This is a genomic window from Streptomyces sp. NPDC003456, assembly GCF_042878735.1.
Lineage (GTDB): Bacteria > Actinomycetota > Actinomycetes > Streptomycetales > Streptomycetaceae > Streptomyces.
This window is the reverse complement of sequence record NZ_JBIAOK010000001.1, coordinates 780,209-793,829: the sequence shown is the minus strand read 5'-3', so window position 1 is coordinate 793,829 and position 13,621 is coordinate 780,209. Positions and strand designations below refer to the sequence as shown.

The following is a 13,621-nucleotide window of genomic DNA, read 5'->3' as shown; positions in this document are numbered from 1 at the left end:
CGGTGCCCGCGAGGCGTGCCCGCCCGCACCTCCGCCGACCAGGCCCGAACGCCTCGCGGACCCCGCGGCGTAGAACCCGGACCGCGGAAGTCCGTCCGCGGAACACGTGGAAACGCCGCGCGCATGGGAATACGGGGTAGGCAAGTGAACCTGACCAGCCGCCGGCCCGCGAGGACGGCCGGTGCGCAGAACGAGGAGGCCGCGATGGTGGGGCCCGAGGACACGGCGACCGCCGGCGGACCACTCACGACCGCCGCCCCCGCGGCGCTGGCCGAGACGCTGGAGGCCATGGGCGCAGGCGCCTACGTAGTGGACGAACAGGGCTTCATCGTGGCCGTCAACACCCGCGCCGAGCACCTCCTGGGCCGCAGCGCCGCGGAACTCCTCGGTCACGACGCCCACGACCTGCTGCACCGCGGCCCCGAGGGCCAGCCCCTGCCCCGCACGCAGTGCGCCATGCGCCAGGCCTTCCACGCCGGACGCACCGCCCAGCACGAGGAGGACTGGTTCGCCCACTCCAGCGGCGAGGTCCTGCGCATCTCCTGGCTGATCACCCCCTTCGCCGTCGGCGACGGGTCGGCCGGCACCCTCGTCGTCTTCCACCCCGCCGACCACCCCGACGACCCCGCTCCGCGCCCGCGGCCCCCCGCGTCCCGGCGGCTGACGGAACTGCAGCGGCTGGCCCTGCTCGCCGAGACCACCACCCGCCTGACCTCCACCCTCGACGTCGACGAGGCCCTGCACCGGCTGGTGGCCCTGATCGTCCCCCGGCTGGCCGACTGGGCGGTCGTCGACCTGATCACCGAGCGCGACGAGGTGTGGCGCACCCTCGTGGTCCACGCCGAGAACGACAAGCTCGTCCAGCGCGAGGAGCTCCAGGGGCCGATGCCGCCGGTCCCCGAGGAATCCCAGATGCCCCTCTCCAGAGCCCTGCGCGGCGTCTCCGCCACGCTCGCCGGCCCGCAGACCTACCGAAGGGCCCCGGACTCGGGCATCGCCGTCGAGCAGCGGCACCTGTTCGAAGCCACCGGCATACACTCGGCGGCCATCGCGCCCATCCGCAGCACCCGCGCAGTCCTGGGTGCGCTGACCGTGGGGCGCGGCGACAATCCCGCGGACTTCACGCCCGAAGACCTGCCGCTGATCGAGGACATCGCGCGCCGGGCCGGGCTCGCCCTGGACAACGCCCGCCTGTACCAGCGGCAGCGCAAGGTCGCCGAGACCATGCAGAACCACCTCCTGCCCCAGATGCCCGGCGTCCCCGGCCTGGAGATGACCGTCCGCTACGTTCCGGCGCCCGAGTCCTCCCAGGTGGGCGGCGACTGGTACGACGCCTTCCCGCTGTCGGACGAGTCCACCGCCCTGGCCATCGGCGACGTCGTCGGCCACGACCTGGAGGCCGCGGCCGGCATGGCGCAGGTCCGCAACATGCTGCGGGCCTACGCCTGGTCCCAGAAGGAACCCCCGAGCCGGATCGTGGAACGCCTCGACGGGGCGATCCAGCACATCACCGACGTCGCCATGGCCACCATGATCTTCGCCCGGATCGAACCGGCCGAGAACGGCCACTGGCTGCTGTCCTGGACGAACGCCGGGCACCCGCCGCCCCTGCTGGTCAGCAAGGACGGCCTGACGAGTTACCTCACCGACGGCCACGGCATCCTCCTGGGCACCCAGAGCAACATCTCGCGCCCGGACGCCGACACCCTGCTGCCCCCCGGCTCCACCCTGGTCCTCTACACCGACGGCCTCATCGAGGAACCCCGCCAGACCCTGGACGAGGGCCTGAACCGGCTGCGCCAGCACGCCGCCGCCCTCGCCCACCGTCCCCTCGCCTCGTTCACCGACCACCTGCTGCGGCGGGTCCGCCCGGTCGGCAACGACGACGACGTGGCGCTCCTCGCCCTGCGCGTGCCGAGGACCTGACGCGCCGTCCCGGTCCGGCGGCGGGGGCGCAGGGCCGCCCGGTTCAGGCCGTGGCCGCGACCGAGACGCCCATGGCGATGAACAGCCAGCCCGTGGTCAGCTCCCAGCGGTGGCGGACCGCCGGCCGGGCCAGCAGCTCCCGCAGCCGGGCGGCGACGACCACGAGGGCGAACCAGTAGGCGACGCCGATCAGGACGTCGAGGAAGCCCAGGAAGAAGATCTGCCGGGCCACGGAGCCGCCCCCGTCGACGAACTGCGGGAGGACGCTGAGGAAGAACAGCGCCGCCTTCGGGTTCAGCACATTGGTCAGGAACCCCTGTGCGAACGCGGCCCGCCACCGCCCGCGCGAGTCGCCCGACGCACGGTCGGCGCCGACGGCCTCCCCGTACGCCGGCCGTTCCTGCCGCCGCTCCCGGACCGCCCGGCGGGCGGCGAGCACCGCCCGCACCCCGAGGTACACGAGGTAGGCCGCGCCCAGCAGCTTGACGCCGTCGTAGACCAGGGGCGAGCGCGTGGCGACCACCGAGAGGCCGGCGGCCGCCGCCAGCATGTGCACGCACAGCCCGGTCTGCGCGCCCAGCGCCGCCGCCCTGCCCTTCGACGGATCCTCGGCCGCCGACCTGACCACCACCAGGAAGTCCGGCCCGGGAACCACGTACGCCACCAGCACCACGCCGAGAAAGCCCACGAGATCGACCGTCATCCGCCCTCCACTCCCCGGAAGCGGCCCGGGTACCCCGGCTTCGGCGTCACTCCCCGCCGTCCCGCCGCCACCCGTGGTGCTCGACGAGCCAGTGCCCCAGCAGGGCCCCGCCGTAGACGACGTAGCCGACGCCGATGAGCCAGGACTCGACGACCAGGACCACGCCGACCGCGCCGTAGCTGATCGCGTTGGTGACGATGAGCGGTGCGAAGACGAAGTAGGAGAACAGGCGCAGGCCGACCAGGCCCGCCATGGTGGCGATCGCCCCGGGCAGCAGGTCGCTCCAGCGGACCACCCCGCCGAGCAGGAACCGCTGGCCCCACCAGAAGAACAGCACTCCGGTCGCCGTGCTCAGCGCGATGCGTCCCGTTCCGGAGGTGATGCTGCGGCTCTGCGCCTCCTGGTACAGGTAGGCGGTCATGGCGATCATCCACACCGCCTGGCGCCAGACGCGGTGCCAGCGGCCGGGCGGCAGCTCCCAGATCCGCTCGTAGCCGTTCTGGACGCTTCCGCCGAGTGCGATCCCGAAGAGGGCGAGGGTGACTCCGCCGAGCACGCTGGTGGTGCCGATGACCTTCCGGGGCGGGCTGATGATGTCGGTCAGCAGGCGGGCCGACCGCCCCGACAGGCCCATGCCGTCGGCGAGCCACGTGGCGAAGCCGCCGCCGGCCAGCGGGTCGGCCGCGGCGACCACGATCAGCAGCGGTGCCAGGGTGACCAGGGCCAGCGTGGCGAAGCCCATGGCCCGGTGCAGCAGCTCCAGGTCGTGGCCCTGCCGGACGAGGGTGTGCGCGCCGAGCCGGTGCCATCCGCCCCGCAGCGCCTGCCCGGCCCGGCCCAGGGCGTGCCGGCTCACACCCCGGCGTCGGGGGTGGGCGGCAGGACGTCTGCCGTCGACGGTGTGGTGACGGTCGTCATCGGTCCGCCTCCCGGTGCGGTCGCTCGCCGTGCGCTCGCGAGATCGTTGACCGTTTCCGCCGCGGCGCAAACGCGACGGACGGGCGGTGGCGACGCGCCGCCCGTGCGCGGACCCGCGCGGGGGAGCGGGTGTCCGGCGGCGGGAGCGATGAGTTCCGGCGGCGCACGGGGTCTGCCCTGGTATGACACGCATCGTGGCCGACATCTCGGTCTCCCTCGACGGATACGTCACGGGTCCCGACCCCGGCCCGGACAACGGTCTGGGCACGGGCGGAGAGGCCCTGCACACCTGGGCGTTCTCCGACGACCCGGACGACCGCCGCGTGCTGCGCGAGGCGACCGCCCGGTCGGGGGCCGTGGTGCTCGGGCGCCGCCTGTTCGACGTGGTGGACGGGCCGCAGGGCTGGGACGACACCACCGGGTACGGCGCCAGCGAGGTGGGCAGGCCCGCCTTCGTCGTGGTGACGCGCACACCCCCCGCGGCGGTACGGCTCCGTGATCTCGACTGGACCTTCGTCACCACCGGCCTGGCCGACGCCGTCGCCGCCGCCCGCGAGCGGGCCGAGGCGGCGTCCGAGGCCGCCGGCCGGGACCTGGACGTGGTCGTGATGGGCGGGGGAGCGACCGTGGGCTCCGCCGTGGACGCCGGGCTCGTGGATGAGCTGACCGTGCACCTCGCGCCCGTCGTGCTGGGTGCGGGGACGCCCCTGTTCACCGGCGGGACCCGGCGGCTGCTCACCCCGCGGGCGGTGACGGCGACCCCGGCGTCGACCCACCTGACCTACGACCTCGTATGACGGCCCCGGGCGGCCGCCGCGCTGTCATGGCTGTGGCGTGTGACCGGAGAGGGAGGTGGGCAGGACGGTTCTCCTACCCGGCCCGAGCGGGTCGCCGGCCGACTTGAACGGGATACGGACGACGATCCGCTTGCCGTCGTCCCCGACCGTGACGACGACCGAACTGCTGACGGCGTGCACCACGTGCATGCCGTGCCCCCCGAAGCGGCGCGCGTCCCGCTCCCGCACCACGGGCTCCTCCACGGAGCTGTCCCACACGGTGACGACCAGCTCCTCGTCGGACCACGACAGGGTCAGGCCGCACGGACCGGGCGCGTGCCGGACGGCGTTGGTGACGAGCTCGCTGACGACCAGCTCGGCGTCCAGGACGACGGGGCCCGGGACAGGGACGCGGCCGATGTGCGGGGCATGAGCGAGGAAGGCACGCAAGGCCCGGCGCGCATCGACCGCGCAGGCTGTGCCTTCCGCCCACGCGGCACCGAAGTGCAGCGCGGCGCGCTCATCACGTCCCTGCTCATCCGCCTGCTTCATAAGCGGGATGACCATGTGGGTTCTTTCGTTGTTGTTCACTGCCAAGGGTGACGCTTGCGCCGTACGCCTACCCGCACGCCGACAGCGCATACAGCGCTCGCTCGTGCCCACTGTCACACAGCGACGACCCGTGAGGGGCGCATTCCTCCATGAGGTGCCGCCCGGGGCCGGCCCGTGCCCGGGCCGCCGCCCCGCGGCCCAACTCGCGGAAGGGTCAGCTCCGTTCGTCGGCCCGTTCGTCCCGGATGCGCTGGGCGATGTCGCGCAGCTTGACGTTGTGGTGCTGGGAGATGCGGCGCAGCACGTTGAACGCGTCGTCCTCGGTCATGCCGTGGCGTTCCATGAGGATGCCCATGGCCTCGCCGATGGCGTGCCGGGTGTCCAGCGCGTGCTGGAGCTGGTCGATGGTGCGGGCGTCGGCGAGGGCGACGGCGGCGTGCGAGGCCAGCAGCCAGCCCGCGGTCTCCACGTCCTTGGTGAAGGTGCCCGGCTCGCGGGCGTAGAGGTTCAGGGCGCCGAAGTCCTCGTCGTGGGTGTAGAGCAGGACACCCGTCATGCTGCCGATGCCCAGGTCACGGGCGGCCGCGGCGTAGCGGGGCCAGCTCTCCTGCGGCTCGGTCATGTCCGGGACGCGGAAGACCCGGTCCTCGTCGGCGCGGCGGGCCAGGTCGAAACACGGCCCCTCGGCCAGCTCGCCCTGGAGCCGGTCCGACTCCTCGACCATGTCCCCGCAGGAGGACAGCGTGATCGCCCGGCCCTTGCGCACCGCGAGGATCCCGGCCGCGTCGCAGCCGTCGACCAGCCGTACCGCCGCTGCCGCGATCTCGTCGAGGGTCCCCTGCACGGAGTCCTGCTTCAGCAGGGTCCGGGCGAGCAGGGCCATCTCCTCGGCGAATTCCCGCCACTCCATGCGCCACCGCCCACGCTCGACCACCTGTGCGGCCACCCTACCCACTCCCCGGTGTGGATGGCTCGTGCCACCACACCAGGACGGGGCGGCCGCCGCACCGGGACGGTGGGACCGCCGCTCAGCAGCCGGTGCCGTCGGCCGTGAGGTGCGGTGCGCCGACCCGTGGCCCGTCGAGGGGAAGGGTCGCCGACAGGTCCGCGTCCGCCGGAACCGCGCCCGTCGCCGGCAGGCCCGGGACCGTCTCCCAGGGGGACGGGCCGGTGCCGTCGGTCCACGCCAAGAGAGCCTCCCGGTTCACGCACAGGATCCCGCACTGCTCGGCGTACTCCAGCGCCGGCGCGGTGAAGTCGCTGGTCGTGACCAGCACGGCCAGATCGGCCTCGTGGACCGTGAAGCAGGTGCCGCCGAAGCGCTGCAGGTCCTGGGAGCCGACCCGGTTGGTCTCGCCGTACTGCTTGCACTGCACCACCGTCCGGCGCCCGTCCGGTGTGACGGCCAGGACGTCGGCCCCCAGATCCCCGGCACCTCCGACCACTTCCACGGAGGAGCAGCCGTCGCGTTCGCACAGGGCGGCGATCGCCTCCTCGAAGCCCTCGGGGGTCAGGGCGTCGTAGTCGACCACCGTGTCGGCGGACTCGACGACCACCGTGTCCGCGGTGTCGGCGAGGACCACGCCCGCGGGGTCGGCGACGACCTCGCCGGGGCCGACGAGCGGGTCGCCGGCCGGGCGCTGCCGGGGAACCGGCGGCGCGGCGTCCAGGGCGTCGGCCGCCTCACGCGCCGCCTCGTCGAGCGCCGCGGCGGCCCGGCGTGCGACCTTCGCCGGGCGCAGCCGGCGCCGCAGGCTCAGCAGGGCCGCCACACCCAGGGATATGAGGACGAACATCCACGCCGGACGCCGCTCGGCCGCGTCGGCCAGCGTGCGCAGGGCCAGCCCGACGACGACCAGGACGACGGCGAGAAAGACGAAGAACAGGGCGGTCGACCGAAGGTCGAACCGGTACCGGCGGTGCGCAGGCGGTGCGGGACGCACGGGTGCGGTCACGACTGCCCCCTCTCATGGGTCCGATGGAAGATCACTTCCACCGTCTGCCCGAGATCGGGATCTTCACCGTTCCCTTACCTCGCGCGTCGCGACGCTCCCCGACGGGCAACGGCCTTCCGCCGCCCCGCGGTTCGGACGGCACGGAAACGCGGTTGACGGCGGGAGCGCGGTCGGGTCTGCTGCTGCGATGACCGATCTGCGTGTCGAGCGGCCCCTCGACGACAAGGTGCTCAGGGACTGGCAGCACGTCCACAACACGATCATCCCCACCCATCTGCTGTCGCTGGACCAGGTACGGGACCGGGCGCGGCGCCACCACTTGGAGGTCGCGTACCTCGGGGACGAGCTGGTGGGCTGCAGCACGGTGCGCCCTCCGGCCGACGGCGGGGCGACGGCCACGGTGATCTCCCGGGTTCTGCCCGCCCACCGTCGCCGGGGATTCGGCGCAGAGCTGTACGAGCGCGGGCTCGCCCGGGCCCGGGAGCTGGGTGCCGAGGTGATCGAGACGGTGGTCCTGTCGTCCAACGAGGACGGTCTGCGCTTCGCGCACGGGCGTGGGTTCGTCGAGATCGAGCGGTACCTGCTGCCGGGGGACACCATCCCCTGGGTCGATCTCCGCCTCGCCTGACGACGGCCTTCGGGCGGTCTTCGGGCACCCGCCTGCCGACGCCGCGTCGCGAACGTCACAGGTCCGGCCCGGGGTGCGATTGCCTCGGTGTGACGTCACCTGTCAGAATGGTGACGACGGACGGCTCGACAGAAAGGTGATGCGCCATGAGTGACGTCGAGGAGAGGGCGCTGCTCGCCGGTGGCTGCTTCTGGGGTATGCAGGAGCTGATCCGGTCGCTCCCCGGTGTGGTGCGCACCCGGGTCGGATACAGCGGCGACAACGACAAGCCGCACCCCACCTACCGCGACCACGGCCGCCACGCCGAGTCGATCGAGATCGTCTTCGACCCGACGGCCACCGACTACCGCGCGATCCTGGAGTACTTCTTCCAGATCCACGACCCCACCACCAAGGACCGGCAGGGCAACGACATCGGGGTCAGCTACCGCTCGGCCATCTTCTACCTCGACGAGGAGCAGCGCCGCGTCGCGCAGGACACCATCGCCGACGTCGAGGCGTCGGGGCTGTGGCCGGGGCCGGTGGTGACCGAGGTCGTCCCGGCCGGCGAGTTCTGGGAGGCCGAGCCGGAGCACCAGGACTACCTGCAGCGCTACCCGGACGGCTACACCTGCCACTTCCCGCGCCCCGGCTGGCGGCTGCCCAAGCGCGCCGAGGCCTGAGAGCAGGTCCGAGACCGCGGCGGGACCGGGGAGGGGGACACACCCGTCCTCTCCTCGGTCGGCCGCCCGGGTCGGCCGTCAGCCCTCCTGCGGCTGCGGCTCCTGCTGCTGGTCCGGCGGGGTGAGGGTGTACATGACGGAGCGGCCCTGCTTGTGGCGCTGCACCTGACCCTTGGCGACCAGGTTCTCCAGCGTGTTGCGCACGACCTGCGGGGTGGGTGTGCGGTCGGGGTGCTTCTCCATCAGCTCCTCGCGCAGTTCCTTCGCCAGGCGCGGTTCGTCGTGCCCGCCGAGGAGATCCGTCAGCAGATCACCGAGCAGCGGTTGCGAAGCGGGCTTGGACCGCGCCCGCTTGACCTTGCGCGCCCCCGACTCGTCCTTGGCCTTGGGCGGACGGCGCCGGTCCTTGGCCTTCGGCGCGCGGCGTTCGCCCTTGGCCTTCGGCCCACTCGGCTCGTCCCCGGCCTGCGAGGGGCCGGGCTCGCCCTCGGGCTTCGGCGAACCGGGCTCCGAGCCCGGGGACTTCGGCGGGCTCGGGCGGCCCTTCGCCTTCGGCGGACTCGGCTCGGCCTTGGCCTGCCCGGGCAGTACCGGTGTGTTCGGGGAACCCTCGGCGAGCCTGAGGATGTCCGCCAGGAGTTCCTCCTCCTGCTTGAGGACGGCGAGCCGCTCGGTCAACTCCCCTTGAAGCCGCCGGTTCTCCTCAAGGTCCGACGCGGCCTGTTCCACGTAGCGTGCCCGGAGCGTGGAGGCTGGTTGGCTGGTCACATCGCTGCCCTCCTCGACAAAAATGGTGCTGCGCATGGTACTCACACCCGCGCCGAACGGGCTGGCCGACGAGCGGTCCGACAGCACGCGACGTTGACACATGTCCCGCGCCACCTCGTCGACCCGCTTGGCCAGGGCCGCCTCGGGCAGCAGGCCGAGCGAGCCGAGGGGCACACAGGAGTGGCCGGTCCGCGAGGCGTACGGCCTCGGACGCGGGCCCCTGGCCCACGCCGGCTCACACCGCGGGGGCCCCGGTCTCCGCGAGCGTGCCGTCGGCCAGCCGCAGCCTCCTGTCCACCCCGATCTCGGTGAGGAACCGCTCGTCGTGGCTCACCACCAGGAAGGCACCCCGGTAGGAGTCGAGTGCGCTCTCCAGACGGCCCACGCTCACCAGGTCGAGGTTGTTGGTCGGCTCGTCGAGGAGCAGCAGCTGGGGTGCCGGTTCGGCACACAGCACGCAGGCCAGGGTGGCGCGCAGCCGCTCGCCCCCGGACAGCACACCGGCCGGCAGGTGGGCCCGGGCGCCCCGGAAGAGGAAGCGGGCCAGCAGGTTCATCCGCTCCGCCTCGGGCCGCTCGGGTGCGAACGCGGCGAAGTTCTCCGCCACCGTCCGGTCCGGGTCCAGCAGGTCCAGACGCTGGGAGAGGTAGGCGATCCGTCCCTCGTTGCGCCGGATCTCCCCGCTGTCCGGGGCGAGTTCGCCCGTGATCAGGCGCATCAGGGTGGTCTTCCCGGCGCCGTTGGGTCCCGTCAGGGCGATCCGCTCCGGGCCCCGGACGCTCAGGTCGACACCCCCGTCCGCGAACACCTGCCGGCCGCCGAGGCTCACCTGGAGGCCCTCGCCGACGAAGAGGGTGCGGCCGGCGGGCACCTGGGTGCCGGGCAGGTCCAGGGTGATGCGCTGCTCGTCGCGCACCGCGCGTCCGGCCTCGTCCAGCCGGGCCCGGGCCTCACCGACCCGGGCCGCGTGGGTCTGTCCGGACCGGCCCGCCGACTCCTGCGCGCCGCGCTTCATGTTCCCGGCGAAGATCCTGGGCAGTCCCGCGTTCTTCAGGTTGCGCGCGGCGTTGCTCGCCCGGCGCTCGGCGCGCTCGCGGGCCTGCTGCATCTCGCGCTTCTCCCGCTTGAGCTCCTGCTCGGCGTTGCGGACGTTCTTCTCGGCGACCTCCTGCTCGGCCCGCACCGCCTCCTCGTAGAAGGTGAAGTCGCCGCCGTACAGGCGTAGTTCGTCGCTGCCGAGTTCGGCGATGCGTTCCATGCGGTCGAGCAGGGCGCGGTCGTGGCTCACCAGGAGCAGACAGCCGCCGAAGTCCGACAGCACGTCGTAGAGCTTGTGCCGGGCGTCCGAGTCGAGGTTGTTCGTCGGCTCGTCGAGCAGCAGCACGTCGGGGCGCCTCAGCAACTGGGCGGCGAGACCGAGGGAGACGATCTGCCCGCCGCTGAGGGTGTGCAGCCGGCGGTCGAGGGCGAGGCCGGCCAGACCGAGGCGGTCGAGCTGGGCGCGGGTGCGCTCCTCGATGTCCCAGTCGTCGCCGATGGTGGCGAAGTGCTCCTCGGCGACGTCCCCCGACTCCACGGCGTCCAGCGCGCGGATCACCGCGGCGACGCCGAGCACCTCGGCGACGGTGAGGTCACCGGTGAGGGGCAGGTTCTGCGGGAGGTGACCGACCGTGCCGCTGACGGTCAACGAGCCGGTGTGGGGCCGGAGTTCGCCCGCGATCAGCTTGAGCAACGTGCTCTTGCCCGTGCCGTTCGGGGCGACGAGCCCGGTACGGCCGGCGGTGACGGTGAAGGACAGGTCGTGGAAGACGGGTGTGTCGTCGGGCCAGGCGAAGGAGACGTTCGAGCAGACGACGGCGGCGTCGGACATGGAGATGACCTCGAGAAGGCTGCGGGCAGGCAGAGCTCTGCCCTGGGCAGATGCGGGGAAAGGGGGTACGACGAAATGGCCACTCCGGCGGCGCTCAGCAGCGCGTCCGGTGGCCGTCAGCTCCGGATCTCACCCGGAGATGTCGTCTTCACCCACCACGTCTGTGACTCCTCGACACACGGTCAACGTCGTTTTCACCCTAACAGCCCCGACTCTCCGGCGTCCGGAGGCGGTCCCACGGAGGGCACTCTTGCCGGTCGGCGCGGCCGCGCCGGACACGGCGGCCTCCCTTCGCGGCGCTCGCGCCGGTGGCCGTGCTGTTCGTCGAGGAGAAGCCACTGAAGACCGCCCGCGGCATGGAGCGGCTCTTCGAGGTGTCCGCGCGCAGATCGGGGCCGACGCCCGGGGCCGGCCCCCGGCCGCGGGCGTCGGCACCGGGGTCTGATCGCGGGACGCCGCGAAGGAAGCAGAGCACGGAGCCGTGCCGTGCGCTCCCTTCCCCGGCGCCCGGCCGTCAGTCGGACGACCCCTCGTGGCCTGTGCCGGGGCCCGGGCGGAACTCGACGGTCACGACCCCGTCGACGTCCCGGCACAGTTCCTCCAGCCGGGGGACGGCGTCCCGCGAGGAGAGCCGGCCGCTGAGCACGACATGACCGTGCGACACGTCGACCTGCACGGCGGACGGTGCTTCCCCCAACTCCTTGACCAGGACCTCCTCGACGATCTCCGCGCGGATGGCCTGGTCGGCCCGGAGGAACACCCGCAGCAGGTCGCTCCTGCTCACCACGCCGACCAGCCGTTCGTCGTCGTCGACGACGAAGAGCCGCTTGATGCGGTGCCGGGCCATCAGCCGGGCCGCGTCCACGACGCTCCAGTCCTCCCGGGCGCACAGCGCCGGTGCCGTCATCAGTCCCGCGGCATCGGTGGCGCGCGCCTTGGCCGCCCGGGGGAAGCCGCCCTCCCCGCCCGTGTCGTGCTCCTCCTGCCCGCCCCACATCTTGAACAGCAGGTCCGCCTCCGACACGACACCCACCGGGCGGTTCTGCTCGTCCACCACGGGCACCGCCGTGATGTCGTACTCCTGCAGCAGATGGGCGATCTCCTTGAACGGAGTGCCGCCCTGCACCCGGACGACCGCTTCGCTCATCAGGTCGCGCACCTCGTGGTGGTTCATCGGGCGTTCCTTTCTGGCCTTCTCCCCCTGAACTTAGCCCCAAGGACGCCCGGGACGAGCCGTGCGCACCACGCGGCGACCGTGCGGCCGTCGGGGCCTGGCCCGTCCCGCGGAGGCCAGACCGGCCCCAGGCGACCGTTCATGATCAGAAGCGACCATTTCTGCCCGCTCGGGATCGAGTTCGCACGCTGTGGTCCGGTTCCCTGCACATTCCCTTGGAAAATGCCAAAGCGTTCGCACGGCCCCGAGCACCGTGCGTAGTGTCGTGCTCACGTTCGCGGGAACGGCCGTGCAGGGGGAGGGGATCAGGCGTGCCCGGTATCGACGAGAGTCTGCTGGAGGCCATGCGGCTGCCCGGTGCCCGGGGGGCATCGGTGGTCGACTGGATCAGTGGGCTTGCGCTGGGCGCGGTGGGTGACGCACCGGGCGGTGACGTGGAGGCGACGGCGGCGGAGACCGCCGAACTCGCCCGGCTCGCCACCGAGAGCGGCGCCCTGGCGGGCGGCGACCCGGACGCCGGCACGGACAAGGAGCCACCCGTACAGGACCTCATCGTGACGAACACCGACTCGTACCACCTCATCAGATTCGTCACCACGCCGTTCGAGAGCACCGTCTTCGTGCACTTATGGCTCGACCGGGCGGACGGGAACCTGGCCCTGGCCCGCATCCGGCTGGCCGAGATGGCCGACAGACTGGTGCTCGGATGATCACGCCGCTGCTGACCTCCCGTACCGATGAGCCGGCTTCGGTCCGGCTCGCCGGCCTCGCCGAGCGGGGCGCGAGCGGCGCCCTGTCCACCGAGTCCGGGATCTTCTACCTGGCGGACGGGCACATCGTCCACGTCGAGTCCGCGGTCACACCGGACCTGGGGGATCTGCTCACCCACAGCGGAGCCCTCGACGCGGACGGCTGGTGGGAGGCGATCGACCGGGCCGGGCGCGGCTGCCGGGTCGGCCGGCAACTCGTCGACAGCGGCCGACTTGCCGCCGGAGCACTGGAGTTGTGTCACCTCGGCGCCCTCTTCGACGCGGCGTACTTCGTCCTCACCCACGACGGTCCGGCTCTGCGCTTCCGCCCCGGCGTCGCCCACTGGCTCGGCTCCGTCCGGCCCGTGCCGGTCGACACCGTCCTGCGTGAGTCCGTCCGCCGGCGCGAACTGCTGCAGCGCATATGGCCGGAGCCCGCCATCGACCGCGACCCGCTGACCCGGGTGCCGGGGACTTCGCCGGACCTGCCGCCCCGGCGCAGCCGGATCCTCGCCCAGGTCGACGGTGTGCGCACCGCCGCGCAGATCGCCACGGCCCTCGCCTGCCGCACCTTCCACACCCTGGTCGAACTGCGCCGGCTGGCCGCCGCCGGCCTGGTCGTCCCGGCGCTCCCCGCGCCCGCCGCACCCACCGAGCCGGCCCTGCCCGCGCCACCCGCCGCACCCACAGACCTGGCCCCCGTCGCGGCACCCGCCGCCACCCCGGCGTCCGCAACCCCCGTCCCCCTCGCGCCGGCCGTCGAACCCGCGGCGGCGGGCCGTGTCCCTTCCATGCCGCCCCCCACAGCCCCCACTCCCGCCCCCGCGTCCACCGCGCCGGTCAGCGCCCCCCTCACCGTGGTGCCGGACGAGCCCGACACCGCACTGCTGCGACGGCTCCTGCACGCCCTGGAGGCACTGTGATCCGCGCGCGACGTCAG

Annotated in this window: 14 protein-coding genes; 6 read left to right on the top strand and 8 right to left on the bottom strand. The window is 73.0% G+C overall.

All coding sequences use genetic code 11. The features are described from left to right. Nucleotides 1-204: 204 nt before the first annotated feature. Nucleotides 205-1,926 (top strand): SpoIIE family protein phosphatase, encoded by a 1,722-nt coding sequence (locus ACFYWG_RS03105; protein WP_389199453.1) that lies wholly within the window; start codon nucleotides 205-207, stop codon nucleotides 1,924-1,926. Nucleotides 1,927-1,969: 43 nt separating this feature from the next. On the opposite strand, the gene ACFYWG_RS03100 is transcribed toward ACFYWG_RS03105, so the two are convergent. Both ACFYWG_RS03100 and ACFYWG_RS03095 read right to left on the bottom strand, forming a co-directional pair. Next, nucleotides 1,970-2,629 (bottom strand): LysE family translocator, encoded by a 660-nt coding sequence (locus tag ACFYWG_RS03100; protein WP_389198915.1) that lies wholly within the window; start codon nucleotides 2,627-2,629, stop codon nucleotides 1,970-1,972. Nucleotides 2,630-2,675: 46 nt separating this feature from the next. After that, nucleotides 2,676-3,470: a ribonuclease BN gene (locus tag ACFYWG_RS03095; protein ID WP_376331199.1), complete on the bottom strand. Its 795-nt coding sequence runs from the start codon at nucleotides 3,468-3,470 to the stop codon at nucleotides 2,676-2,678. Nucleotides 3,471-3,729: 259 nt separating this feature from the next. Here ACFYWG_RS03095 and ACFYWG_RS03090 point away from each other — a divergent pair, with 259 nt between their 5' ends. Continuing rightward, complete coding sequence (locus tag ACFYWG_RS03090; RefSeq protein WP_389198913.1) at nucleotides 3,730-4,344, top strand: dihydrofolate reductase family protein; 615 nt, start codon at nucleotides 3,730-3,732, stop codon at nucleotides 4,342-4,344. A 24-nt stretch (nucleotides 4,345-4,368) separates the two neighbouring features. Here the strand turns inward: ACFYWG_RS03090 and ACFYWG_RS03085 are convergent, their stop codons facing one another. The 3 genes from ACFYWG_RS03085 to ACFYWG_RS03075 form a co-directional block, all read right to left on the bottom strand. Beyond that, complete coding sequence (locus tag ACFYWG_RS03085; protein WP_383506622.1) at nucleotides 4,369-4,890, bottom strand: ATP-binding protein; 522 nt, start codon at nucleotides 4,888-4,890, stop codon at nucleotides 4,369-4,371. A 199-nt stretch (nucleotides 4,891-5,089) separates the two neighbouring features. Then, complete coding sequence (locus ACFYWG_RS03080; protein ID WP_376331198.1) at nucleotides 5,090-5,785, bottom strand: GAF and ANTAR domain-containing protein; 696 nt, start codon at nucleotides 5,783-5,785, stop codon at nucleotides 5,090-5,092. 118 nt (nucleotides 5,786-5,903) lie between these two features. After that, the gene (locus tag ACFYWG_RS03075; RefSeq protein ID WP_385414051.1) at nucleotides 5,904-6,830 is read right to left on the bottom strand and encodes a restriction endonuclease; all 927 of its coding nucleotides are present in this window, start codon (nucleotides 6,828-6,830) and stop codon (nucleotides 5,904-5,906) included. A 187-nt stretch (nucleotides 6,831-7,017) separates the two neighbouring features. On the opposite strand from ACFYWG_RS03075, the gene ACFYWG_RS03070 reads away from it, so the two are divergent. Both ACFYWG_RS03070 and msrA read left to right on the top strand, forming a co-directional pair. Further along, on the top strand, nucleotides 7,018-7,458 hold the full coding sequence (locus tag ACFYWG_RS03070) for a GNAT family N-acetyltransferase (protein WP_383506615.1): 441 nt from the start codon (nucleotides 7,018-7,020) through the stop codon (nucleotides 7,456-7,458). A gap of 146 nt (nucleotides 7,459-7,604) precedes the next feature. Next, a complete protein-coding gene (msrA, locus tag ACFYWG_RS03065) occupies nucleotides 7,605-8,120 on the top strand; it encodes a peptide-methionine (S)-S-oxide reductase MsrA (RefSeq protein ID WP_383506612.1) in 516 nt (171 codons plus the stop codon). A 78-nt stretch (nucleotides 8,121-8,198) separates the two neighbouring features. Here msrA and ACFYWG_RS03060 read toward each other — a convergent pair whose 3' ends face one another. The 3 genes from ACFYWG_RS03060 to ACFYWG_RS03050 all read right to left on the bottom strand — a co-directional run bounded on the left by ACFYWG_RS03060 (nucleotide 8,199) and on the right by ACFYWG_RS03050 (nucleotide 11,932). After that, entirely contained in the window at nucleotides 8,199-8,888 is a 690-nt protein-coding gene (locus ACFYWG_RS03060; RefSeq protein WP_383506609.1) for a hypothetical protein, read from the bottom strand. Between the two features lie 235 nt (nucleotides 8,889-9,123). After that, nucleotides 9,124-10,758, bottom strand: coding sequence for an ABC-F family ATP-binding cassette domain-containing protein (locus ACFYWG_RS03055; RefSeq protein ID WP_389198909.1), 1,635 nt, complete (start codon nucleotides 10,756-10,758; stop codon nucleotides 9,124-9,126). 514 nt (nucleotides 10,759-11,272) lie between these two features. Then, nucleotides 11,273-11,932 (bottom strand): CBS domain-containing protein, encoded by a 660-nt coding sequence (locus ACFYWG_RS03050; protein WP_376331156.1) that lies wholly within the window; start codon nucleotides 11,930-11,932, stop codon nucleotides 11,273-11,275. A gap of 311 nt (nucleotides 11,933-12,243) precedes the next feature. On the opposite strand from ACFYWG_RS03050, the gene ACFYWG_RS03045 reads away from it, so the two are divergent. Together ACFYWG_RS03045 and ACFYWG_RS03040 are read left to right on the top strand one after the other, a co-directional pair. After that, nucleotides 12,244-12,642, top strand: coding sequence for a hypothetical protein (locus ACFYWG_RS03045; RefSeq protein ID WP_383506600.1), 399 nt, complete (start codon nucleotides 12,244-12,246; stop codon nucleotides 12,640-12,642). Beyond that, the gene (locus ACFYWG_RS03040) at nucleotides 12,639-13,604 is read left to right on the top strand and encodes a hypothetical protein (protein WP_385414041.1); all 966 of its coding nucleotides are present in this window, start codon (nucleotides 12,639-12,641) and stop codon (nucleotides 13,602-13,604) included. Before ACFYWG_RS03045 ends, ACFYWG_RS03040 begins: the two co-directional genes overlap by 4 nt. Nucleotides 13,605-13,621 lie beyond the last annotated feature (17 nt).